The sequence below is a fragment of the Micromonospora sp. KLBMP9576 genome, assembly GCF_050941805.1.
GTDB lineage: Bacteria > Actinomycetota > Actinomycetes > Mycobacteriales > Micromonosporaceae > Micromonospora.
In genome coordinates this window covers 5,833,845-5,856,311 of the sequence record NZ_CP194567.1, presented here as the reverse complement: position 1 = coordinate 5,856,311, position 22,467 = coordinate 5,833,845, and the positions used below count along the sequence as shown (strand labels likewise).

Below are 22,467 nucleotides of genomic sequence, written 5' to 3'. Positions count from 1 at the left end.
TCGGCGGTCAAGTCCCGTGCACCGGACCGGAAAACTAGCGGACTGTATGGAGCCGTTCCGCTCGCCGAACAGTCAGCTTTGCGTCATGAAGCCCGATGTGACCGCCACGTGACCCGGTCGACACGGTGCGTACCGACCCGGAGTGGGGCATGGATGGATCAGAGTGGATTTCTGACGAACATCGGAATTGACGTGATCCGAATTCATGCTCATGGAACGGACTGGGTCGCGCCGACCGGACACCGATCGGCGCAACCGGACGGACGTACGGACGATCTCAGCCAACGCTCAGCATCCGGGCCGTACCGTGTGCCCAATGAGATCGCCGTCGCCGGCCGCGTGGATCCGGCGTGCCCTGCCCACCCGTCGGCGCGCGGTCGCCGCGACGGCTGTCGTCGTGCTGCTCGCCGCCGCCGTGACCTGGGCGGTCGTGCCGAAGGGGCCGGACGTCCGCACGGCGGCGGCGGTCGTGAACGTCCGCTCCGGGCCGGCCGGGGACGAGCCCGTCGACCTGGACACCACGCTCTACCTGCCCGGGGACGCCTCGGCGAGGAACAAGGTGCCTGCGGTGCTGCTGGCGCACGGCTTCGGCGGCACCAAGGACTCCGTGCGTGCCGACGCCGAGGAGTTCGCCGGCCGCGGCTACGCGGTGCTCACCTGGACGGCGCGGGGCTTCGGCCGCAGCGGCGGGCAGATCCACCTGGACCACCCGGACTACGAGGTCCGCGACGCGCAACGCCTGCTGGACTGGCTCGCCGGGCGGCCCGAGATCCGCACCGACGCCGCCGGTGACCCGAAGGTCGGCGTCGTCGGTGGCTCGTACGGCGGCGCCCTGGCGCTGCTGCTCGCCGCGCAGGACCAGCGCGTCGACGCGATCGTGCCGATGATTACCTGGAACGACCTGTCGCGCTCCTTCCTGCCGGAGAGCACCGGGAAGGAGCCCACCGAGGGCGTGTTCAAGTCCGGCTGGGCGGGGCTCTTCTTCGGCGGCGGTGGCAACGTCGGCTCCGGGCCGGCCGGGCTCTCCGGGACCAGCGCCGCCGAGCCCGAGGGGGCCCCCGCCTCCGCCGGCCCGCCCGGCCCGGGGCCGGGCGCCGGCCCGGGACGGGCGCCGGCCGGGGCCGGAGACCCGGCGTGTGGCCGGTTCGCCGCCGACATCTGCGCCGCGTACCTGCGGATCGCGACCACGGGCCAGGCCGACCAGGCCGCCGTGGACCTGCTGCGCCGCTCCAGCCCGGCCGGCGTGCTCGACCGGATCAAGGCGCCGACCCTGCTGGTGCAGGGCGAGGCGGACACGCTCTTCCCGCTCGGCGAGGCCGACGCCAACGCGCGCGGCATCGCCGCCGCGGGCACCCCCGTGCGGGTGGCCTGGTTCACCGGCGGGCACGACGGCGGCGAGGGCCCCAAGACGGACTCGGACCGCGTGAAGTTCCTGACCGTGCAGTGGCTCGACCACTACGTCAAGGGCGAGGGCGAGGCCCCGGGGGACGACTTCACCTTCTCCCGCATCGCCGGCTTCGACGCCCTCGACCGGGGTCTGGTGGCCACCGGCTACCGCTACGCCGACTATCCCGGCGTGGCCGGCACGGCCCGTCGGGACGTACCGGTCGCCGGCCCCGCCCAGCCGGTCGCGAACCCGCCGGCCGGCAACCCGGCCGCGATCTCCTCGGTGCCCTTCGCCGGGGAGTTGTCGTCGCTGCTCGGCGGCGTGGCGGGGGACATTCCCGGCCAGCACGCCCGGTTCGAGTCGGAGCCGCTGGCCGAGGCGGTGGACGTGGTGGGTGCGCCGACCGTCGACATCCGGGCGGCGTCGCCGACCGGGGAGGCGGTGCTGTTCGTGAAGCTCTACGACGTCGACCCCAACGGCGCGGCCACCCTGCCCAACGGACTGGTCGCCCCGGTCCGGCTCACCGGCCTGCCGCCGACCATCGACGCGGCGCGACCGGTGACCGTCACCCTGCCGGCGATCGTCCGGCGGTTCGAGGCCGGGCACCGGCTGCGCGTGGTGGTGGCGACCTCCGACCAGGCGTACACCACGCCCGTCGAGCCGGCCGTGCACACCGTCGAGGCCGGCGGTGGCGCGGTCAGCCTGCCGACCGTCGCCGGCGACCCGATCCCCACCGCCGCCGTCATGTGGCGCTGGGTGCTGGCCGGGCTGGTCGCGGCGATCGTGATCGGGCTCGTCCTGGTCGTCGCACTGGTCCGCCGCCGGCACCGCCGCCAGGACAGCTCCGTGCACCCGGCGTACGCGGGCGTCCCGCTGGCCGTGCGGCAGCTCCGCAAGGAGTACGCGGACGGCTTCGTCGCCGTCTCGAACGTCGACTTCGAGGTGCACCCCGGTCAGGTGGTCGGCCTGCTCGGCCCGAACGGCGCCGGCAAGACCACCACGCTGCGGGTGCTGATGGGGCTGACCCAGCCCACCGCAGGCGAGATCTACGTCTTCGGGCACCGGCTGGTGCCCGGCTCGCCGGTGCTGTCCCGGATCGGCGCGCTGGTCGAGGGGCCGGGCTTCCTGCCGCACCTGTCGGGGCTCGCGAACCTGACGGCGTACTGGCGGGCCACCGGGCGGCCGGCCGAGGAGGCGCACTTCGACGAGGCCCTGGAGATCGCGGGCCTGGGCGACTCGGTGCACCGGAAGATCAGAAACTACAGCCACGGCATGCGGCAGCGCCTCGCCATCGCGCAGGCCATGCTGGGCCTGCCCGAGCTGCTGGTGCTCGACGAGCCGACCGACGGGCTCGACCCGCCGCAGATCGCGGAGATGCGCCGGGTGCTCCAGCGCTACGCCACCGACGGCCGGGCGGTGCTGGTCTCCAGTCACCTGCTGGCGGAGGTGGAGCAGACCTGTACGCACGCGGTGGTGGTGAACAAGGGCCGCATCGTCGCCTCGGGACCGGTCGAGGAGATCGTCGGCGAGTCGCCCAGCGTGCTCTTCGACGTGACCGACCCGGAGGCCGCCCGGGTGGTGCTGGCGGGCCTGCACGGGGTGCGGGTGCTCCCCGACGGCGAGGGTCAGCTCGTGGTGGACACCAACGGCACCGCCCGCAGCGAGGTGGTCGCCGAGCTGGTCCGGGCCGGCATCGGGGTGGACCGGGTGGTGCCCCGGCGCCGCCTGGAGGACGCGTTCCTCGCCCTCGTGGGCGAGAACTCTCGGGGAAGCGGGGACCGATGATGGCGGGCACGTCACCCACGGCTGGCGCGGCGGCCGGCTACCGGCCGTCGGCGACCCTGCCGTTCGGCGCCGAGTTCCGTCGGCAGGCCTCCCGGCGGCGTACGCAGCTCGCGCTCGGGTTCATGGTGCTGCTGCCGCTGATCATCCTGATCGCGTTCCAGTTCGACACGGGCGACGACGAGGACAACGGGCGCGGGGAGTTCGGCAGCCTGGTCGAGTTCGCCACGTCGGGCGGGCTGAACTTCACCCTCTTCACCATCTTCGTCTCGGCGTCGTTCCTGCTGGTCGTGGTGGTGGCGCTGTTCTGTGGCGACACGGTGGCAAGCGAGGCGAGCTGGGGCAGCCTGCGTTACCTGCTGGCGATTCCGGTGCCCCGAGCCCGCCTGCTGACGGTGAAGCTGCTCGTCGCGCTCGTCTACTCGGCCCTGGCGTTGCTGCTGCTCGCGGGCACCGCCCTGCTGATCGGGACGCTGCGCTACGGCTGGGAGCCGCTGCGCAGCACGGTGGCGGCCCAGCTCGAACCGGGCGAGGGCCTGCTGCGGCTGCTGGGCGTGCTCGGCTACCTGGCGGTCGTACTCCTGGTGGTGGCCGGCCTGGCGTTCCTGCTGTCGGTGGTGACGGACGCCGCGCTCGGCGCGGTCGGCGGCGCGGTGCTGCTCTGGATCCTCTCCGGCATCCTCGACCAGATCACCGCCCTGGGCGCGCTGCGCGCGTTCCTGCCGACGCACTACAGCACGGCCTGGCTGGGGCTGCTGTCGACGCCGGTGCAGACCGACGACGTGGTACGCGGCGCGATCTCCGCGATCAGCTACGCGACGCTGTTCTGGGGGCTGGCGTTCTGGCGCTTCACCCGCAAGGACATCACCAGCTAGGACGCCTGTTTCTGCCAGGCGCTGACGCCGAGCCGGCCCGTGTTGCCGAGGTCGATCGGCCCGTCCAGGCCGACGACCTGCGCGGGCCGGCCGGCGACGGGCGCGACCTCCAGGCGCTCGCCGTCGGTGGCGACGACCGTCGGGTCGGTGACCAGGTTGCGCCAGAGCACGGCGGCGCCGGCCCGTTCGCCGGGGCGCAGGGTCAGCGGCTCCGGCGGGGCGTCGAAGCCCGACGTGATCCCCTTGGCCCCGTCGACCACCTGGACCGTTATCGGGTTGCCCTCGCCGTCGAGCAGGCGCGGCACCGGGTAGCCGTCGAGCGGGTAGGGCCGCGTGCCGCAGTTGACCAGTTCCAGGCCGAGGGCCCGCAGTCCCATCGCGGCGCTGACGCCCGGCGAACTGATCCGTACGCCGGATTGCGGGCAGTCGCTCGTGGGCGTGACCCCGGCCGTCGGCGCGGCCGGTGGCGTGGTGGGGACCGGGCCGGCCGCCGGGAGGCCGCTCGCCGGGGTGCAGGCGCCGAGCAGGGCGAGGCCGGCGACCGCGAGGCCGGTGGCTCGACCGGGGAACCGGTCGCGGGAGTGCGGTGCGCGTCGGGGCGCCGGGCCTGCCATCGTCCGATCATCGCACCCGCCGGCGCGGGTCCGGGAACGCTGTCGAGCTGAATCGGCTACGACATCACCGGCTTGGTCGAGAGGCGGCCCAGCGGGCTTGATGGCAACCCCTGATCAGGCGTGGCCGCTCAGATGGCCCGTAGATAGCGGCGGAGGTTGTCCTTCGACTGCCGCAGCAGGGTGCAGGCATCCTCGACTGACCTGCGGGCGCCGGTCAGCTTTCCGTTCACCTGCTGCATGAGGGCTGGACTTGCCCCGGTGACCACGGTCATCAGCCAGCTGTGGTTGGTGCCGATGCGATCCAGCACGCCGATCAGGCCCTGCTGGTTGCGTTCGATGTGCGCGATGATCTGCTGGATCTCCGCGGCAAGGCTGCCGACGCTCGCCGGCCCGCCGCCGGCGGCGCTGCCTCGCCGTTCCTGGCGGCGCGCCTTGACGGTGTCGAAGGCCGAGGTCACCATCGCCTTGGCGGCTGCTCCCGAGGCTGCTCCCAGAACCAGCCCCGACCCTGCCAGCACTGCCGGTGACAGCCGGACCCCCTGTCTGGCGACGGCGGTGGCCGCGGCCAGTCCGGCGGCGGCACCGCCCCATTCGCTCAACTTCTCCAGCAGCTTGCCGAGGCCCTCCTTGGGTGCCTCGTAGCGGAGACTGCGCAGGTAGCCGTCCTGTTGCCGGGACCCGCTGCGGTATCCCCGCCGCCGGTAGCTCATAGCGCCGCTACGGGATCCAGGAAGGCACACTGGGTGGCGATCATCATCGGCAGGTTCACCGCCACCTCCCGGGCGACTCCCTCGGGTGTCAGGCCGATCGGGTCCTCACCCGCCGCCAACTCCTCCTCGTCGGCCCGGGCGAAGTAGGCGCAGGCCTCCCACAGGTTGGCGTGCAGGAAGGAGAACGCCCACATCACGTAGGCGTCGTTCTGCAGTGCCACCAGGGGGTGGTTGTGGTGGCCCATGCGGTGGTAGTGGGGCTCCTCGGCTGTCGATCCCATGCCCTCGGCGGTGGGGAAGAGGCGGTAGTGCCGGAACACGTCTTCGAGCGGGCCTTCGGGGTCGAACTCCAGCAGCAGACCCCGGTTGACCAGAGCCTCGACCAGTCGCGCGGCGTCGGGCTGTGGCTTCGGGGCGGTCAGCAGCGACTCCACCAGCCGTGCCCGGTCCACGCGCAGCTCCGAGTGGCCCTCGACGTCCAGGAAGACGGCCCCGTAGACGCCGACCTCGTCCTCGCTGAGGTCGACCATGTCCGCGCCGAGGTGGATCTCCCACGACTCCGGCGTCGGGTCGGCGGGGCGCACATACCGGTGTTGTGGTCCGAGGCTGAAGCCCACCGGGATGATGACGCGAGGCATCGGCCGTCCCTTCGCCATTGCGGGTGCCGTCGACCCTACCGAAGACAGGCACTGTCCGTCACCCCGAAACGCCAAGCGGTCACATCATCTTATGTCGATGCAGATGGCCTCCTCGTCTGCGCCGACACGCGGCCCGGAGGCGGTCAGCCGAGGAGGTTCATGTAGTTGCGGGCCGCCGCCGAGCTGCCCTGGATCAGGTCCATCGCCTCGGCCAGTCGTTGCTTGCTCTGCTCGGCCCGGGCGATGGCCTCGCCGATGGCCGGATGGCTGGTGCCGGCCGCGACCGCCCGCATCCGGGCCAGCGTCTGGTCCGTGGCCTCGACGGCGGCCCGGATCTGCATGAGCGTGGCATTGCCCTGCTCCGCGGCCTGCGCGAGGGCTGCCTTGACTTCCTCGATGCTCGCCATCCGACCCTCCGGCGCATCAACGTGAGGCGATGTCGCTCCACGTGTCTGTCCGGACACTATCGGAGACGGCCGGGTCACCGCACTCCCGACAGCCGCGCCGGGTCGGGATGCCGACATCTACAGTGCACACTCCCCGCGCCGCCGCGCGCGGGGAGTGTCGTGCCGCGCGCGGCGGCCCGGTGGGAGCCGTCAGCGGGAACGGGACTTGCGCTTGCGGGTGGGGGAGTTGCCGTCGGGGACCGTGCCGTCGTCCGGTGAGTCGGCGGTGCCGCCGCCGTCGGTGGGGGCCTCGGTCGCCCGGGCGTCGGTGTGGCCCAGCTTGGTCAGTGTCGTGCCTTTGAGCTGGTAGACGGCAGAGCGCCTGATGTTCAGCTCCGCCATCGGGCTGCTCGGCGAGCGGGTCAGGTAGACCACCGCCGCCCTGCCGGCCTGGAGGCTGATGCTCTGCACCGGGGTCCGGTCGCCGAGGTCGAGCTGGGCCTGGTAGACCGGTTCGCCGTCGACACCGCGCCAGACGGCGAGGGTGAAGAAGCGGCCGGTGCCGCCGCCGTCGAGCATCAGCACGCCGATCGCGTCGTCCGCCCCGTCGCCGTCGAGATCGCCGACGGCGCACGGCCGCTGCAACTGCACAGTCGTGCCGTCGCGGTCGGACCAGCGGCCGTCGGCGAGGCGGATCGGGGCGGCGTACCCCCGGTAGCGGACCTTGCCGCTGCCGACGCGGGCGCCGCGCAGTTCGAGGCAGGTGAGCTGGTCGTTCGTGCGGCGCGGGGTCGCGGTCGGGCTCGGGCGTGCGGGCGGATCGCTGTCGCTGCGCTCGCTGACGGTGTCGCGCTGCCGCTTGCGCTCCTTGCCGTTGCCCGTGGAGCAGGCGGTGGTGGCCGCCAGCAGGCAGGCCATGGCGAGCGCCACCACCGGGACGAGCTTGCGACGCATTGCAGGATTCCCTTCCGTCGATGAGCCCGCACGGTAGCGGTCCCACGCCAGCCCGGTGGCGGCGGTCGGTCACCGCGTTCGGGGTGCCGACGGGGCGGTACGCGGCGACGTGCTCACAGCGTGGGATCCCTGGTGGGCGGGCCCGGGAAGTCCGCCTAGACTCGGCGGCACAACTGCATACCTCATCCAGAGGGGCTGAGGGATACGGCCCGACGACGCCCCGGCAACCACCCCGCGCGCTCATTGCAGAGCGCCCCGCGGGGCAGGTGCCAATTCCGTCCCCGCCGCAGGGTGCGATGCGGGGAAAGATGAGAGGACCCTCGACATGACGTCGACGTTCGTCCCCGCCGGCATCGACACCACGGCCAGCCCTGCCCGCGCCCTGGCCTGCCGTGCCTGTTCGGCCCGCTACCCGCTCGCCGCCCAGCACGCCTGCTACGAGTGTTTCGGTCCGCTGGAGGTCGACTACGACACCGCCGCGCTGGCGGCGGTCACCCGGGAGCAGATCGAGGCCGGTCCGCGCAACATCTGGCGGTACGCGGCGCTGCTGCCCGCCGGTCAGGACCCGGCGACCCGGGTCACCCTCGATCCGGGCCTCACCCCGTTGGTGGCCGCCCCGCTCCTCGCCGCCGAGTTGGGCCTCACCGCCCCGCTCTGGGTCAAGGACGACAGCGCCAACCCGACCCACTCGTTCAAGGACCGGGTGGTCTCGGTGGCGTTGACCGCCGCCCGCGCGCTCGGCTTCGGCCGCTACGCCTGCGCCTCCACCGGGAACCTGGCCAACTCGGTCGCCGCGCACGCGGCCCGGGCCGGCGTGCCGTCGGTGGTCTTCATCCCTGGTGACCTCGAGCAGGGCAAGGTCATCACCACCGCCGTCTACGGCGGTGAGCTGGTCGCCGTCGACGGCTCGTACGACGACGTCAACCGGCTCTGCGGCGAGCTGGTGGAGACGGACGAGTTCGAGGACACCGCCTTCGTCAACGTCAACGTGCGCCCCTACTACGCCGAGGGCTCGAAGACGCTCGGCTACGAGGTGGCCGAGCAGCTCGGCTGGCGGATCCCCGCGCAGGTGGTGATCCCGATGGCCTCGGGCGAGCTGCTCACCAAGATCGACAAGGCGTTCGCCGAGCTGGTCGAGATCGGCCTGGTCGAGGCGCCGGCCGGTGGCTGGAAGGTGTTCGGCGCCCAGTCGGCCGGCTGCAACCCGATCGCCACCGCGCTGCACGCCGACACCGACACCATCGTCCCGGTCAAGCCGACCGGCATCGCGAAGTCGCTGAACATCGGCGACCCGGCCGCCGGCCTCTACGCGCTCGAGGCGGTGCGCCGTACCGGGGGCTGGATGGAGTACGCCGACGACGACGAGATCCGCGCCGGCATCCGGCTGCTGGCCCGGACCACCGGCGTCTTCGCCGAGACCGCCGGCGGGGTGACCGTGGCCGTGCTGGGCAAGCTGGTCGAGTCCGGCCGCCTCGACCCGACCGCGGAGACCGTCGTGTTCAACACCGGCGAGGGGCTCAAGACCCTCGACGCGGTGGCCGGCCAGGTCGGTCCCACCCACCGCATCAAGCCCTCGCTGCGCGCCGCCCGCGACGCCGGTCTCCTCGGCTGACCCCACCCCACCCACCCTGGTCCGCGCCCGTCCTCCGCGTCGATCATGAGGTTGGTCGCGAAGTCGATCGCGAACAGTGCCGCCAACCTCATGATCGGCCTCGGGCCTCGGGCTCGGAAGGCTGGGCCTCGGGGGTCGGGGGTCGGGTTTCGGGGGCCGGGAGATGGCGTGTCTAGGGGGTTGCGGGCAGGAGGGTGGGGATTCGTTCGGTAACTGGGTTTTCGCTGTGAGTGCGGAAAACGCGCCGACAAGGACTTGACGGCAGGAACCGGACGGCGCAAGATGCTCCGTGCGGGAGGGCGTTTCGCCGGAGACTTTCAGTTCTTGCGACCCAACGCCGAAGGCGTTGTGCGAGCGTCCCTCCCGACCAACCTCCGATCGGGCCAGCGGTTGATCCGCTGGCCCGATCGTCGTCGTGCGGCACACCCACGCCAAGCGGGCTGACCGACCGCGTCGATCCCCACCGCCGACCTGACCGCGTCCAGCGGGTTGCGGTCAGGTCGGCGACCGAGGGTGGGGGGTCCGGCCGGGCTTTCTGCCGATCGGATCGGGGCCGGGCGCCCTGCGGTGTCTGCCCGAGCTAGGACACCGTGGTGTCCTGGTTCGCCACCGCCTGGGTCCAGACGTGCACGCTCGCGCCGGACGTGGTGACCGGTGCCAGCGTCGGGGTCAGCACCAGGACGTGTTCGTCGGACCCGTTCCGGCTGGTGAGGGGCAGGACGTACGCGGAGCCGACGGCGAGTTGCTGGACGCCTTCGACTGTCCAGGTGGCCTTCCCGCGGGTTCCGCCGAGTTGGTCGACGAGGATGGTGTCCCCGACGTCGCCCTTGAGCTTGTCGGAAACGGCGACCTTGAAGATCGTGTGGGGGGCGCCGCGCTCACCCTGGCGTACCTCCGCTACGCCAGTGACGGTCCCGACCACGACCGCATCGGCGTAGCCGGCGACCTTGGCGCGGTTGGTGGTGTCGAACGCGAAGCTCACCGAAACCGGGTGGGTCTGAGCCGGGCGAAGCTGTTGGTAGGTGAACCAGCCGCCGACGGCCAGGACAAGGGCGACCAGCCCGACGAACGGGGCCTTCAGTCGGTGGTTCATCGTCAGTACCCCCATTTGCTGTGATAGGTGCTGATGTCCCATGATTGCAAATTGTTGTTCATGTTCGGGTTGTAGTCGGTCGAGTAGGGGTCCATGACCGCCACCTCAGGACCGTGGTCGAGACCGATGGCGTGCCCGAATTCGTGGGTCATCGCGGCGTGATCACGTGAGGTGCTGTAACTGTCGAGATAGTGCGTGTTCATGACGATGTCGTCCGCGCCGCCTACGCAGGAGTAGTAGGCGACCGTGCCGTTCCCGCCGTCATTGCTGTCGCTGACGTCGACGTCGGAATAACTCCAGGCGTCGTCCGCTCTGACGTTGATGGGATTGAGCGCGTTCCACTGGTTGACCGCGTGATTGAGCGAGTCGTTGTACTTGGTGAAGTCATCGTAGACGAGCTCCCCGCCGTCGACCGCGTTGCAGGCGCTTCCGGCAATTCCCACGTCAGCCGCGGCAGGGGTCGCGAACAGGGCGGACGCGGCGAGCATCCCGGACGCCATCAGCATTGTCCAGGCCGGCCGGCGACGGAAGGCAGACTCTCGTTGCTCCACAGAACCCCCTCGAGATAGATAGAAGGTCGTCACTGTATCTGACCCGAGGCATTCGATGTGACCCGAATTCCGCGGAGCCCGGTCCGCCCCCGAGGGGGGTGCGGGCGTGCGGCGACGCCGTCGCTGCCTCGGCGGCTGGACGGACTGGCAGCTCACCATCTGAGTTGTGACACGGGCCTACTGATCTGAGGGGTTGCTGTTGCATGATTGCGGGCATGACGGAGACCCCGCACCCCCTGTACGACAGGCACGCCGACACCCTCAACCGTGCGCTGACCGCGATCACGGAGCGCGGGTACTGGTCCGCCTACCCCGAGTCGCCCAGCCCCCGGGTCTACGGCGAGACCGCCGCCGCCGACGGCAAGGCCGCCTTCGAGGCGTACCTCGGCGGTGACTTCCCCCTCGACCAGCCGGGCGCGGCCGACCGGGTCGCCACCGAGACCAGCCCGTTCGGCGTCGAGCTGAACGTCCGCTACCCGCACGCCGGCGCCGACGAACTGGTCGCCGCGGCCTCCGCCGCCCTGCCCAGCTGGCGCGACGCCGGTCCGCAGGCCCGGGCGGGGGTCTGTCTGGAGATCCTCGACCGGCTGCACAGGCACATCTTCGAGCTGGCCAACGCGGTGCAGTTCACCAGCGGCCAGGCCTTCGTGATGGCCTTCCAGGCCGGCGGCGCGCACGCGCTGGACCGCGCGCTGGAAGCGGTCGCCTACGCGTACGCGGAGATGACCCGGCACCCACGGACGGCGGCCTGGGAGAAGGCGGCCGGCAAGGGCGACCCGCTGCGGATGACCAAGACCTTCCACGTGGTGCCCCGGGGCGTGGCGCTGGTCATCGGCTGCAACACCTTCCCGACCTGGAACTCGTACCCGGGGCTGTTCGCCTCGCTGGTCACCGGCAACCCGGTCCTCGTCAAGCCGCACCCGCGCGCGGTGCTGCCGCTGGCGATCACGGTGCGGTACGCCCGGGAGGTGCTCGCCGAGGCCGGCTTCGACCCGAACCTGGTGCTGCTCGCCCCCGAGGCGCCCGGCGAGAAGCTCGCCTCCACGCTGGCCCTGCACCCGGCCGTGAAGATCATCGACTTCACCGGTTCGACGGAGTACGGCGACTGGCTGGAGGCCAACGCCCGGCAGGCGGCCGTCTACACCGAGAAGGCCGGGCTGAACACGGTCGTGATCGACTCCACCGACGACTTCGCCGGGATGTGCCGCAACCTCGGCTTCACGCTGACGCTCTACAGCGGCCAGATGTGCACCACCTCGCAGAACATCCTGATCCCCGCCGGCGGCATCGCCACCGACCAGGGGCACAAGAGCTTCGACGAGGTGGCCGGCGGGATCGCCGCCGCCGTCGGCAAGCTCACCGCCGACCCGGCGCGCGGGGTGGAGTTCACCGGGGCGATCGTCAACGACGGGGTGCTGGAGCGCCTCGACGAGGTCACCAAGGTCGGCGAGGCGGTGCTGGAGTCGCGTACGGTCGAGCACCCGGCCTTCCCCGGCGCGGTGGTCCGCACCCCGACGCTCGTCCGGCTGGGATCCGGCGACTCCGCGACCTACTCGCGGGAGTGGTTCGGGCCGATCTCGTTCGCCATCGCGACCGACTCCACCGCTCACAGCCTGGAGATCCTGCGCTCCACGGTCGGCGAGAAGGGCGCGCTGACCGCGGCCGTCTACTCCACCGACGACGCTGTCCTGGACGCGGCCGAGGCGGTGGCGATCGAGGTCGGGGTGCACCTGTCCGGCAACCTGACCGGCGGGGTCTTCGTGAACCAGTCGGCGGCCTTCTCCGACTTCCACGGCAGCGGCGCCAACCCGGCGGCCAACTCGGCGCTGACCGACGGCGCCTACGTGGCCAACCGGTTCCGCGTCGTGCAGTCCCGCCGGCACGCGTGATCGTCGCGGCTGCCCGGGTCGGTCGCGCGTGGCGCGGCCCGGGCAGCCGCCGGTCGGTGGGGCGGCCCGGGGCGTCGCCGGTCAGGCGGGGCGGCGCATCTGGAGTTCGGTGAGCGCCGGCACGGTGGGGTGCGGGACGCGTACCCCGGTGTCCGCGAAGCCCAGCCGACCGTACGCGCGGCAGGCCCGGTCGTTGCCGACCACGACCTCCAACATCAGCTCGGGGCGCCCGCAGGCCCGCGACCAGTCCGCGACGGCGTCGACCAGGTCACCGAGGAGCCCGGTGCCCCGCCGCGACGGGGTGACGTAGACGGCGTACACCACGGTCAGCCCCGGCTCCCCGGGGGCGGCCATGCCGCCGGCGTGCCCGACGAACCGTCCGCCCGGGTCCGCGACGAACTGCGCGGTGCCCGTCCCGGCGGAGACGGCCGCGATCCGGGCCGCGTACTCGGCGTGTGGGCGGGCCGCCGCGTCGGCGAGGGTCTCCAGGAAGGCCAGTGGGGCGTCGGCGAGCATCTCCAGCCGCAGGGCCCGCATCCGGGCGGCGTCGTCCGGCCGCACCCGCCGGACCTCCGCCCGCCGCGCCGGCCCCGACCCCTCGGGCGTGCTCGTCATGCGCAATGCCTACCACAACGATGATCACCGATGGCATCCGGTCGAAGCGTGCCCGATTTGTGGTCGTGCGCCTTCGTCACGCTTCGTGTAGCGTGCGATTTCGGTCACCGTTTCAGCGGCCCTCATCGATCGCCGATCCGGTGATCCTCCGGTGCCGGTCCGCCCGGCCTCCGGGGTGGTGGAACGCCGCGCAGAGTGAGGAAGTGCACCGTGGCACAGGGCACCGTGAAGTGGTTCAACTCCGAAAAGGGCTACGGCTTCATCGCCGTCGACGGCGGGCAGGACGTCTTCGTCCACTTCTCCGCGATCGAGATGGACGGCTACAAGGCGTTGGACGACGGCCAGCGGGTCGAGTTCGAGGTCGCCCAGGGGCAGAAGGGTCCCCAGGCCGAGCGGGTGCGCGTCATCGCCTGACCGTCCGCCCGCCGCGCGGGCGGGATTAGGCGCGGTTGCGCCGGCAGGGAAGGATCGAGAGCCGTTCCAGCAATCGCTGAGGAGGGTTCATGTCCGACCAGCCACCCCAGGCCGCGCCACCCCCGGGGCGTCCCGACCCCGTGCCGGGTTCCGACGGGCCGGGCGGGCCGGGCGATGCTGCGCCGGCCGGCCCCCCACAGTCGCAGGACTGGGTCTTCCCGCCCACGGGCGGGTTCCCGGCCGGCTCCGGCCCGTACGGCGGGCAGCCGTGGTACCCGGGCGCCCCGGTCGTCTACCCCGGGCAGGGCGGTCACCCCGGCCAGGGGTGGTACCCGCCGGGCCACGGCCTCGACCCGGCCGACCCGCTCGTCACCCCGCCCGGCGCCGGCGTCAGCGGCTGGTTCGACCGGTGCGTCGGCGCGGTACGCCGGGGCTGGCGGCTGCTGCTGCCGATCCTGCTGCTCACCCAGGTGCTGCCGGCCGTGGCGGTGTCGGTGCTCTCGCTGGTCGTCGACCCGTCCGCCCGGTGGGAGACCTCGACGGCCGCCGATCCCACCGCGCTGCCCGACACCTTCGCGGCGGACCTGGGCGTCCTGCTGGCCGTGGTGCTCGGCGGCTCCTTCCTCTTCGGCCTGGTGCAGAGCGTGGGTTGGGCGGCCGGGAGCTGGGTGATCGCCCGGCAGGCGGTCGGCGAGCAGGTGAGCCTGGGCGCGGCCCTGGCCTACGGCGCGCGTCGGGCGCTGGGCCTCTGGGGCTGGACCCTGTTGACCAGTGTGATCATCGGGCTCGGTCTCTGTCTCTGCGTGCTCCCCGGCATCTACTTCGCCTTCGCGCTGAGCATGGTCGGCCCGGTCTACCTCTTCGAACGGCACGCTCCGATCGGCCGCTCGTTCCGGATGTTCCACGACCGGCTCGGCCTGATGCTGGGCCGGGTGGCGCTGGTGGCGGCGGCGGTGATCGTCGGCGGCGGGCTCGCCGGGCTGGTGGAGAGCATCGGGGCGCTGCCGTTCGGCACCGCCCCGCTGGAGTCGCCGGGCTCGGCGGTGGGCGTGCTCACGGTGACGCTGGTGGGCGGGGTGCTCGCCCTGCCGACCTACCTCGCCCAGTTGGTCGGTCTGCTGGTCACGTATGCCGAGCAGCGCGCCCACGAGGGGCCGGTGGACAGCGCCCGGTTGGCCGGTGAACTGGGCTGAGCGGGGCGGTCGTGCTTGCACTCGGCAGGGGAGAGTGCTAAACAAGTCATTGGCACTCGCATACCGTGAGTGCCAATGGTCGGGGCGGTAGGGCCACGGCCGGGCCGGCGTCCACACGCGGGTTCGGCACATGGCCGGTCGTCGCGGGCTATCCGGCCCGGCCGAGGAGACGTCGTCGTCGCCAGGTGGCGACGTCCCAAGGTGCGTACACCAGGCGGCCCATCCGGGAGACACTCCGGGTGGCCCGTGAGTGTCCAGGAGGACAACGCCGTATGGCCAAGATGATCGCGTTCGACGAAGAGGCTCGCCGCGGCCTCGAGCGGGGCATGAACCAGCTCGCCGACGCCGTGAAGGTGACCCTCGGCCCCAAGGGCCGCAACGTCGTGCTCGAGAAGAAGTGGGGTGCCCCCACCATCACCAACGATGGTGTGAGCATCGCCAAGGAGATCGAGCTCGAGGACCCCTACGAGAAGATCGGCGCCGAGCTGGTCAAGGAGGTCGCCAAGAAGACCGACGACGTCGCCGGTGACGGCACGACGACGGCGACCGTCCTGGCCCAGGCCCTGGTTCGCGAGGGCCTGCGCAACGTGGCGGCCGGTGCCAACCCGATGGCCCTGAAGCGGGGCATCGAGGCCGCCGTGGCCAGCGTCTCGGAAGAGCTGCTCAAGCTCGCCAAGGACGTCGAGACCAAGGAGCAGATCGCCTCCACCGCCTCCATCTCCGCCGGTGACAACACCGTCGGCGAGATCATCGCCGAGGCGATGGACAAGGTCGGCAAGGAAGGCGTCATCACCGTCGAGGAGAGCAACACCTTCGGGCTGGAGCTGGAGCTCACCGAGGGCATGCGCTTCGACAAGGGCTACATCTCGGCCTACTTCATGACCGACCCGGAGCGCATGGAGGCCGTCTTCGACGACCCCTACCTTCTGATCGTCAACAGCAAGATCTCGTCGGTCAAGGACCTGCTCCCGATCCTCGAGAAGGTCATGCAGTCGGGCAAGCCGCTGCTGATCATCTCCGAGGACATCGAGGGCGAGGCCCTGGCCACCCTGGTCGTCAACAAGGTCCGCGGCACCTTCAAGTCGGTCGCCGTCAAGGCGCCGGGCTTCGGTGACCGTCGCAAGGCCATGCTGGCCGACATCGCCATCCTCACCGGTGGCCAGGTCATCAGCGAGGAGGTCGGCCTCAAGCTCGACGCCGTCACCCTCGACATGCTGGGCCGCGCCCGCAAGGTCGTGGTGACCAAGGACGAGACCACCATCGTCGACGGTGCCGGCGACGCCGAGCAGATCCAGGGCCGGGTCAACCAGATCCGGGCCGAGATCGACAAGAGCGACTCCGACTACGACCGCGAGAAGCTGCAGGAGCGGCTGGCCAAGCTGGCCGGCGGCGTCGCGGTGATCAAGGTCGGCGCGGCCACCGAGGTCGAGCTGAAGGAGCGCAAGCACCGCATCGAGGACGCCGTTCGCAACGCGAAGGCCGCCGTCGAGGAGGGCATCGTCCCGGGTGGTGGCGTCGCGCTGGTGCAGGCCGGCAAGACCGCCTTCGACAAGCTGGACCTGGTGGGCGACGAGGCCACCGGCGCGAACATCGTCAGGGTCGCGCTGGACGCCCCGCTGCGGCAGATCGCCGTCAACGCCGGCCTCGAGGGCGGCGTCGTGGTGGAGAAGGTCCGCAACATCGCGGCGGGCCACGGCCTGAACGCCGCCAACGGCGAGTACGTCGACCTGCTGGCGGCCGGCATCATCGACCCGGCCAAGGTCACCCGTTCGGCGCTGCAGAACGCCGCCTCCATCGCGGCGCTCTTCCTCACCACCGAGGCCGTCGTGGCGGACAAGCCGGAGAAGACCCCGGCCGCCCCGGCTGGTCCGGGTGGCGGCGGAGACATGGACTTCTGAGTCCAGTTCCCACGCCGGAAGGGGCGGGCCGCGTCAGCGGCCCGCCCCTTCCGCTGTTCAGGTCGGCAGCGGTCGCCGGCCCTGCGGCTGCGGGATCTGCACCGGCTCGTCGACCAGCGTCACCGGCTCGTCGGCCGGCTCGTCGACACCGGCCATCTCCGCCCGCTGCTCCGCGTCGCCGTAGTCGAGCCGGTCGAACGGCAGCGGGCCGGGGCGTTCGTCGTCCGTCGTCATGGCTGCCTCCTCTACCCGAAACGGTAGGGCGCGACGATCACCGATGCGGGCGAATGGCGCTATAGGGATCGATGTCCCGTTCGTCCCCGTCAGGCCCCGACCGTCCTGCGGTAGAGGAAGAAGACGCGCTCGATCCGGGCCCCCGCGCTGCCCGAGTAGAAGGGCACCGGCCCCACCCAGCCGATCTGCGCCGCCGTCACCCCGGCCGCCCGCTGGTCGCGCAGGCACCGGCGCAGGAGTACCCCGCCGATCCCCGATCCCTCGGCCGCCGGGGCGGTCCCCATGGGGCCGAACCAGCTCGGCCGGGACGACCCGTACGCGGCGAAGCCCAGCACCTCGCCGTCGCGTTCGGCCAGGTGACAGCCCGCCCCCTCCCGGCCGACCGACCCGGCCAGCTCGGCGTCCCAGGCGCCGCCGAACGTGGCGCGGGCGAACCGCGTCAGCGCCGGCAGGTCACCCGCCTCGGCCCGGCGCACCGTCACGCCCCGCCCGGCCAGCCGCTCCTGGGCGGCCTCCGTCGGGCGCAGCGCGGGCGAGGCCTCGTACGACAGGTCGGCCGTCATGTTCCACGCCGTGCGGTCCTGCCGGTAGCCGAGCGCCAGCGCGGCGCAGACCGCCGGGGTGTAGCGCACGTCGACGCCGGGCCAGGCGTAGTACGGCGGGTTGCCGGCGAGCAGCACCTCGGCCGCGCCGAGACCGGCGAGGACGCGTTCGGCGGCCGACAGCAGCGCCCGCCCCACGCCCCGCCGCCGGTGGGCGGGCTCCACCGCCACGAGGTCCACGTGCCCGAGCCGGGCGTCGCGGACGCCGACGGAGCAGACCAGCACCCCGACGAGGTCCACCCCCCGGTACGCGCCCAGCGCGACCACCGGCCGGTCGGCCGCCGCCCGGGTCCAGAGCGCGGCCACGACGTCCGGCGCCTCGGCCGCGTCCTCGGGCAGGTCCAGCGCCCGGCGGCACAGCTCCACCACGGCGGGCACCCGGTCGGCGGTCAGCTCGACGATCTCCGTCTCCATGGTCGCCGACCCTAGATCACCGGCCGCGGGGAGGACAGGAGCGGATCACCCACGGGCCGCCCGCACCGCCGCGTACGCGTCGACCAGGCCGGCGCCGGTGATGTTCGCGTCGCCGCCGCAGGTCTGCGTCCGGGAGGCGTACGTCGGCTGGGCCGTGGTCGCGGTGTCCCGCAGGATCTGCCGGGTGCGGGGCAGGTCGCCGACCAGCGCGGGGTTGGCCGACCACATCAGCGCCACCACGCCCGCCACCTGCGGGGTCGCCATGGAGGTGCCGCTGAGCCGGGCGTAGCCGCCGCCCGGCATCGCCGAGAGCACCTCGTCGCCGGGGGCGACCAGATCGGGCTTCGTCGCCCCCGGCACCGGGCCCCGGGACGAGAACGAGGTGACCCGGCGCTGCCGGTCCACCGCGCCGACGGTCAGCACGTCCGCGTACGGGGCGGGCGGGTCGTCGATGGAACCGCAGCCCGGCCCGGTGTTGCCGGCGGCGGCCACCACCAGGATGCCGGCGGCCTCCAGGGCGGCGGTGGCCGGTTGGAGGACCCTCGGGTCGCAGCCCTCGATCGGCGGGCAGCCCCACGAGTTGGTGAGGATCTCCGGGGCTCGTGCCGGCCGGCCGTCGGTGAACGGGTCCCCGCCCGCCGGGAAGGGCGCCAGCATGAACTGGAGGCAGTCCAGGTAGTACGCGGGGTTCCCGAGGTTGCGGCCCAGGTTGACGCAGCCGACCCAGCCGGCGCCCGGGGCGACCCCGATGCCGTTCCCGCCCACCGCGCTGCCCGCCGTGTGGGTGCCGTGCCCACCCCGGTCGGTGGGGGTCCGGGTGCCGTTCCACGGGTCGTACCAGGAGTCGTCGCCGCCCCGGAACCCGCCGGCCAGCGCGGGGTGCCCGCCGTCCACGCCCGAGTCAGAGCTGCCCACGACGACGCCGGAGCCGTCCACCCCGAGCCGCGACCACACCCGGTCCGCGCCGATCATCCGGACGTTCCACTCCGGCCCGGTGGGTGCCGCCGCGCTGCCGCTGCCCTGGCCGGCCGGCGCGGGCAACGGTCGTACCCGCTGGTTGATCAGCACCCGGGCCACCTCGGGCCGGCGCGACAACCAGGCCCGCACCCCCGGCCCGCCGTCCACCTCGAGGGCGTTCACCAGGTAGTAGGGGGTGTGGTCCAGCCGTAGCCGGCGCAGATCCCGGCGCAGGTCGGCCTGGGTCCGCTCGGCGGTCGCGACCAGCCGCCGGTGCACCTCGCCGACCCGGGCGTCCCGGCCGGCCCGGCCGGTCGCCGCCGGCACGCCACCGAGGTCGGCCTGCTCGCGCAGCACCACGAACAGCCGCTCGCCGTGCAGGCCGGGCTGGCCCGCGCCGACGGCCACCACACCGACGGCGACCAGCAGGGCCGCGGCGGTCACCCCGGCGACCCGCCGGCCCGGCCCTCGGCCCCGGGTCAGCAGCACGCCGTACGCGACGGCGAGCACGGCCGCGACGGCGAGCCCGACGCCGGCGGCGGCGGCCACCCAGAACGGCACGTCGCGGGCGTCGGCCAGGACGAGGGTGATCTCCTCGGGGTCGGTGCAGGCCAGCGGACCGAACACGGCCAGCCCGACCAGCCAGCGGGTGGCGGTGCGGCCGCTGGAGCAGCCGTTCGACGGGTCAGTCGGGGCACCTGTCGACGGGCGGGCCGCCGCGTACAGGGCAGCCAGCGCGAAGCCGGCCGGCGGCAGGGTCAGCAGCAGGGGGAGCTGGGCCCCGGACTGCCCGACCCCGGCGGCGAGCAGCAGCAGCGCGACGCCGGCGACCAGCCCTCCGACCAGCACCAGCCGGACCGGCCGGGGCGGCTCGCCGCCGGTGAAGCGGGACCAGAAGGCCTCGTCCAGCAGCGCCCCGGCCAGCGCGCCCAGCGCGGCCGCCGCGGCCCCGGCGAGCACCGTCTCCAGCAGCCCGCCGAGCGCCCCCAACCAGACCCAGGGCAGCAGCAGCGCCAGCCCGCCGGCCACTCCGAACAGGGTGGCGGCGGCCGGTGCGCTCCGCCGGGGCGTCGCCGGGGCCGGCGCGGGCCCCGGGGGCGTAACCGGGATCGGCGCGGACGCGGCGGGCGGTGGCGGCGCGGAGGCGGCGGGCGGTGGCGGCGCGGAGGCGGCGGGCGGTGGCGGCACGGAGGCGGCGGGCGGTGGCGGCACGGAGGCGGCGGGCGGTGGCCCGGCCGGCGCGGGCGGCCCCGACGGCCCGGGGTCCGCCCGGCGGGCGAGGGCCCGCAGCACGAGGGCGGCCAGCGCGGCGGTGACGGCCAGCGCGGCGAGGTACGCCTCGTGGTGCACCGGCGGGAGCGCCCGGAGCAGCCCCAGCGCGCCGAGCCCGAGCGCGGCAGCCAGCCAGGCCCGGCCGGCGGCCCGGACCGCCACCGAGCGGGGCAGCAGGGCCAGCGCCAGGGCGGGCGCGCCGACGAGCAGCACTGTGACGAGCGCCGTCGCCGGCCAGAGCCAGAGCACCCGGTCCAGCCCGGAGGCCAGCATGATCTGGTCGGCCAGCCAGCCGCCGAGCTGGCCCACGACGACGACGCCGACGGCCCAGCAGCCGGTCACCGCCGCCGCCGCCACCGCCCAGGGGTTGGTGGGGCGGTTGCTGAGCGGGGTGGGGAAGCTCCGGTCGGGACGCGCGGCCTGCATTGGAGAACAGTACGACCCGCGCCGGAGCCGGGAGGTCACCCGTTCGCGATCGGGGATCGCGGCGCGGACGCCGTGTGTCGGCCGGTGCCGGCGGCGGCTACCGTGAACGGGTGCGTGAGCCCAGCGTCTCCCGAACCACGGCCGGTCAGCTCTCCCCCGAGCGTCGGGCCACCGATCTGCGCCGGCTGCGGTCCGAACGCTTCGACGTGCTGGTCATCGGCGGTGGTGTGACGGGGGCGGGGGCCGCCCTGGACGCGGCCTCCCGGGGGCTCAAGGTCGCCCTGGTCGAGGCGCGCGACCACGCCGCCGGCACCTCCAGCCGGTCCAGCAAACTCATCCACGGTGGCCTGCGATACCTGGAGCAGTTGGAGTTCCACCTGGTGCACGAGGCGCTCACCGAGCGCGGGCTGCTCGCCACCCGGCTCGCCCCGCACCTGGTCCGGCCGGTGCCCATCCTGATCCCGCTGCCCGGTGGCCGGGGCGTGCGTGACCTGCCCGGCCGGCTGTTCCGCCGCGCCTACTACGGCGCGGGGGTGGCGGCGTACGACGCGTTCGCCGGGGTCTTCGGCGGCGGCCGGGGCATGCCGCTGCACCGGCACCTGACCCACGAGGGCACCCGCCGGGTCTTCCCCAGCCTCAAGGCCGACGCGGTGGCCGGTGCGATCCGCTACTACGACGGGCAGGTCGACGACGCCCGGCTGGTGGTGACCCTGGCGCGCACCGCGGCGAGCCTCGGCGCGACCGTGGTGACCAGCGCCCGGGCGGTCGGGCTGATCCGGCAGGCCCGCGAGGTCACCGGCGTGCGGGTCCGCGACCTGGAGGCACCGGCCGACTCGCCGGACGCCGAGTTCGAGGTACACGCCCGCACCGTCATCGCCGCCACCGGCGTGTGGAGCGACGACATGTCGCGCATGCTGAACGACGTCGGGCTGCGCCCCGGCATCCGGGTGCGGGCCTCCAAGGGCGTGCACCTGGTGGTGCCCCGCTCGGCGATCACGGGCGAGGCCGGGCTGATCCTGCGTACGCCCAGCAGCGTGCTCTTCGTCATCCCCTGGGGCGGGCACTGGATCATCGGCACCACCGACACCGACTGGCGGCTCGACCGGTCCCACCCGGCGGCCTCCGCGCGCGACATCGAATACCTGCTGGAGCAGGTCAACACGGTGCTCGACCGGCCGCTCACGACGGCGGACATCGAGGGCGTCTACGCCGGGCTGCGGCCGTTGCTGGCCGGCGAGGCCGACTCCACCTCCAAGCTGTCCCGCGAGCACGCCGTCTTCGAGCCGATGCTCGGCCTGCTGCTGGTCGCCGGCGGCAAATACACGACGTACCGGGTGATGGCCGCCGACGTGGTCGACCGGGCCGCCCACCGGCTCGGCGCCGTACGCCCTTCGCGCACCGCCGACCTGCCGCTGCTCGGCGCCGACGGCTACCCGGCGATGTGGCGGGACCGGGCGGACCTGGCCCGCCGGCACGGGATGCCGGTCGGGGTGATCGAGCACCTGCTGGAGCGCTACGGCACCCTGACCCGCGACCTGCTGGCGCTGATCGACGCGGACCCGCTGCTCGCCTCCCCGCTGGCCGGCGCCCCGGAATACCTGGCCGCCGAGGTGACGTACGCGGCCCGGGCCGAGGGGGCGCTGCACCTGGAGGACGTGCTCACCCGGCGGACCCGGATCTCCTTCGAGACCGCCCACCGGGGCCTGGAGTCGGCCGGCCACGCGGCCGAGCTGATGGGGGCGGTGCTCGGCTGGGACGAGGGCACCCGGGCCCGCGAGGTGGAGCACTACCGGTCCCGGGTGGAGGCCGAACGTCAGTCCCAGCTCATGCCCGACGACGCGACCGCCGACGCGGCCCGGCTCGGCGCGTCCGACGTGCGGGGCTTCGCGGCGGACCGCGGCGCGGACGACGACCCGGCCGAGGTGTCGTCCTCGTCGCGCTGACCGGCGCG

At 73.3% G+C, this 22,467-nt stretch carries 19 protein-coding genes and 1 riboswitch; of the genes, 8 read left to right on the top strand and 11 right to left on the bottom strand.

Annotated elements, in window-relative coordinates:
* Positions 1–316 precede the first annotated feature (316 nt).
* Positions 317–3,172, top strand: a complete 2,856-nt coding sequence (locus tag ACQ452_RS26045) for an alpha/beta fold hydrolase (protein WP_433388117.1) — start codon at positions 317–319, stop codon at positions 3,170–3,172.
* Positions 3,169–4,044 carry an ABC transporter permease gene (locus ACQ452_RS26040; protein ID WP_433388116.1) on the top strand — a complete coding sequence of 292 codons (876 nt, stop codon included), beginning with the start codon at positions 3,169–3,171 and terminating at the stop codon, positions 4,042–4,044. Before ACQ452_RS26045 ends, ACQ452_RS26040 begins: the two co-directional genes overlap by 4 nt.
* Here ACQ452_RS26040 and ACQ452_RS26035 read toward each other — a convergent pair.
* The 5 genes from ACQ452_RS26035 to ACQ452_RS26015 form a co-directional block, all read right to left on the bottom strand.
* Entirely contained in the window at positions 4,041–4,658 is a 618-nt protein-coding gene (locus ACQ452_RS26035; RefSeq protein ID WP_433388112.1) for a DUF4232 domain-containing protein, read from the bottom strand. The two genes, ACQ452_RS26040 and ACQ452_RS26035, sit on opposite strands and share 4 nt — an antisense overlap.
* Positions 4,659–4,786: 128 nt before the next feature.
* Positions 4,787–5,368 carry a hypothetical protein gene (locus ACQ452_RS26030; protein ID WP_433388111.1) on the bottom strand — a complete coding sequence of 194 codons (582 nt, stop codon included), beginning with the start codon at positions 5,366–5,368 and terminating at the stop codon, positions 4,787–4,789.
* Positions 5,365–6,006 (bottom strand): hypothetical protein, encoded by a 642-nt coding sequence (locus tag ACQ452_RS26025; RefSeq protein ID WP_433388108.1) that lies wholly within the window; start codon positions 6,004–6,006, stop codon positions 5,365–5,367. Before ACQ452_RS26025 ends, ACQ452_RS26030 begins: the two co-directional genes overlap by 4 nt.
* Positions 6,007–6,149: 143 nt before the next feature.
* Positions 6,150–6,413, bottom strand: coding sequence for a hypothetical protein (locus ACQ452_RS26020; protein WP_433388106.1), 264 nt, complete (start codon positions 6,411–6,413; stop codon positions 6,150–6,152).
* Positions 6,414–6,602: 189 nt separating this feature from the next.
* Positions 6,603–7,346, bottom strand: a complete 744-nt coding sequence (locus tag ACQ452_RS26015) for a hypothetical protein (protein ID WP_433388103.1) — start codon at positions 7,344–7,346, stop codon at positions 6,603–6,605.
* Positions 7,347–7,525: 179 nt separating this feature from the next.
* Positions 7,526–7,661, top strand: a riboswitch (SAM riboswitch).
* Between the two features lie 10 nt (positions 7,662–7,671).
* Here ACQ452_RS26015 and thrC point away from each other — a divergent pair.
* Positions 7,672–8,958, top strand: a complete 1,287-nt coding sequence (gene thrC / locus ACQ452_RS26010; protein ID WP_433388100.1) for a threonine synthase — start codon at positions 7,672–7,674, stop codon at positions 8,956–8,958.
* A 580-nt stretch (positions 8,959–9,538) separates the two neighbouring features.
* Here the strand turns inward: thrC and ACQ452_RS26005 are convergent.
* Positions 9,539–10,051: a hypothetical protein gene (locus ACQ452_RS26005; RefSeq protein WP_433388098.1), complete on the bottom strand. Its 513-nt coding sequence runs from the start codon at positions 10,049–10,051 to the stop codon at positions 9,539–9,541.
* Positions 10,052–10,053: 2 nt separating this feature from the next.
* On the bottom strand, positions 10,054–10,602 hold the full coding sequence (locus ACQ452_RS26000; protein WP_433388097.1) for a M57 family metalloprotease: 549 nt from the start codon (positions 10,600–10,602) through the stop codon (positions 10,054–10,056).
* Between the two features lie 215 nt (positions 10,603–10,817).
* Between ACQ452_RS26000 and paaN the strand changes: the two genes are divergently transcribed.
* Positions 10,818–12,491, top strand: coding sequence for a phenylacetic acid degradation protein PaaN (paaN, locus tag ACQ452_RS25995; RefSeq protein ID WP_433388095.1), 1,674 nt, complete (start codon positions 10,818–10,820; stop codon positions 12,489–12,491).
* An 81-nt stretch (positions 12,492–12,572) separates the two neighbouring features.
* Here paaN and ACQ452_RS25990 read toward each other — a convergent pair whose 3' ends face one another.
* Entirely contained in the window at positions 12,573–13,106 is a 534-nt protein-coding gene (locus ACQ452_RS25990) for an N-acetyltransferase family protein (RefSeq protein ID WP_433388093.1), read from the bottom strand.
* A gap of 210 nt (positions 13,107–13,316) precedes the next feature.
* Between ACQ452_RS25990 and ACQ452_RS25985 the strand changes: the two genes are divergently transcribed.
* The 3 genes from ACQ452_RS25985 to groL all read left to right on the top strand — a co-directional run bounded on the left by ACQ452_RS25985 (position 13,317) and on the right by groL (position 16,611).
* A complete protein-coding gene (locus ACQ452_RS25985) occupies positions 13,317–13,520 on the top strand; it encodes a cold-shock protein (protein ID WP_121656584.1) in 204 nt (67 codons plus the stop codon).
* A gap of 89 nt (positions 13,521–13,609) precedes the next feature.
* Entirely contained in the window at positions 13,610–14,713 is a 1,104-nt protein-coding gene (locus ACQ452_RS25980; protein WP_433388091.1) for a hypothetical protein, read from the top strand.
* Between the two features lie 272 nt (positions 14,714–14,985).
* On the top strand, positions 14,986–16,611 hold the full coding sequence (groL, locus tag ACQ452_RS25975) for a chaperonin GroEL (RefSeq protein WP_433388090.1): 1,626 nt from the start codon (positions 14,986–14,988) through the stop codon (positions 16,609–16,611).
* Positions 16,612–16,668: 57 nt separating this feature from the next.
* On the opposite strand, the gene ACQ452_RS25970 is transcribed toward groL, so the two are convergent.
* The 3 genes from ACQ452_RS25970 to ACQ452_RS25960 form a co-directional block, all read right to left on the bottom strand.
* The gene (locus ACQ452_RS25970) at positions 16,669–16,845 is read right to left on the bottom strand and encodes a hypothetical protein (protein ID WP_433388087.1); all 177 of its coding nucleotides are present in this window, start codon (positions 16,843–16,845) and stop codon (positions 16,669–16,671) included.
* A gap of 89 nt (positions 16,846–16,934) precedes the next feature.
* On the bottom strand, positions 16,935–17,861 hold the full coding sequence (locus tag ACQ452_RS25965; RefSeq protein ID WP_433388085.1) for a GNAT family N-acetyltransferase: 927 nt from the start codon (positions 17,859–17,861) through the stop codon (positions 16,935–16,937).
* A 45-nt stretch (positions 17,862–17,906) separates the two neighbouring features.
* On the bottom strand, positions 17,907–20,363 hold the full coding sequence (locus ACQ452_RS25960) for a S8 family serine peptidase (RefSeq protein ID WP_433394426.1): 2,457 nt from the start codon (positions 20,361–20,363) through the stop codon (positions 17,907–17,909).
* 263 nt (positions 20,364–20,626) lie between these two features.
* Here ACQ452_RS25960 and ACQ452_RS25955 point away from each other — a divergent pair, with 263 nt between their 5' ends.
* A complete protein-coding gene (locus tag ACQ452_RS25955; protein ID WP_433388083.1) occupies positions 20,627–22,459 on the top strand; it encodes a glycerol-3-phosphate dehydrogenase/oxidase in 1,833 nt (610 codons plus the stop codon).
* The last annotated feature ends 8 nt before the right edge of the window (positions 22,460–22,467 follow it).

Bases quoted from the DNA above. Each gene is read 5' to 3' on its own strand.
- ACQ452_RS26045 (WP_433388117.1), top strand. From the start codon at position 317: ATGAGATCGCCGTCGCCGGCCGCGTGGATCCGGCGTGCCCTGCCCACC.
- ACQ452_RS26040 (WP_433388116.1), top strand. From the start codon at position 3,169: ATGATGGCGGGCACGTCACCCACGGCTGGCGCGGCGGCCGGCTACCGG.
- ACQ452_RS26035 (WP_433388112.1), bottom strand. From the start codon at position 4,658: ATGGCAGGCCCGGCGCCCCGACGCGCACCGCACTCCCGCGACCGGTTC.
- ACQ452_RS26030 (WP_433388111.1), bottom strand. From the start codon at position 5,368: ATGAGCTACCGGCGGCGGGGATACCGCAGCGGGTCCCGGCAACAGGAC.
- ACQ452_RS26025 (WP_433388108.1), bottom strand. From the start codon at position 6,006: ATGCCTCGCGTCATCATCCCGGTGGGCTTCAGCCTCGGACCACAACAC.
- ACQ452_RS26020 (WP_433388106.1), bottom strand. From the start codon at position 6,413: ATGGCGAGCATCGAGGAAGTCAAGGCAGCCCTCGCGCAGGCCGCGGAG.
- ACQ452_RS26015 (WP_433388103.1), bottom strand. From the start codon at position 7,346: ATGCGTCGCAAGCTCGTCCCGGTGGTGGCGCTCGCCATGGCCTGCCTG.
- thrC (WP_433388100.1), top strand. From the start codon at position 7,672: ATGACGTCGACGTTCGTCCCCGCCGGCATCGACACCACGGCCAGCCCT.
- ACQ452_RS26005 (WP_433388098.1), bottom strand. From the start codon at position 10,051: ATGAACCACCGACTGAAGGCCCCGTTCGTCGGGCTGGTCGCCCTTGTC.
- paaN (WP_433388095.1), top strand. From the start codon at position 10,818: ATGACGGAGACCCCGCACCCCCTGTACGACAGGCACGCCGACACCCTC.
- ACQ452_RS25990 (WP_433388093.1), bottom strand. From the start codon at position 13,106: ATGACGAGCACGCCCGAGGGGTCGGGGCCGGCGCGGCGGGCGGAGGTC.
- ACQ452_RS25980 (WP_433388091.1), top strand. From the start codon at position 13,610: ATGTCCGACCAGCCACCCCAGGCCGCGCCACCCCCGGGGCGTCCCGAC.
- groL (WP_433388090.1), top strand. From the start codon at position 14,986: ATGGCCAAGATGATCGCGTTCGACGAAGAGGCTCGCCGCGGCCTCGAG.
- ACQ452_RS25970 (WP_433388087.1), bottom strand. From the start codon at position 16,845: ATGACGACGGACGACGAACGCCCCGGCCCGCTGCCGTTCGACCGGCTC.
- ACQ452_RS25965 (WP_433388085.1), bottom strand. From the start codon at position 17,861: ATGGAGACGGAGATCGTCGAGCTGACCGCCGACCGGGTGCCCGCCGTG.
- ACQ452_RS25960 (WP_433394426.1), bottom strand. From the start codon at position 20,363: ATGCTGGCCTCCGGGCTGGACCGGGTGCTCTGGCTCTGGCCGGCGACG.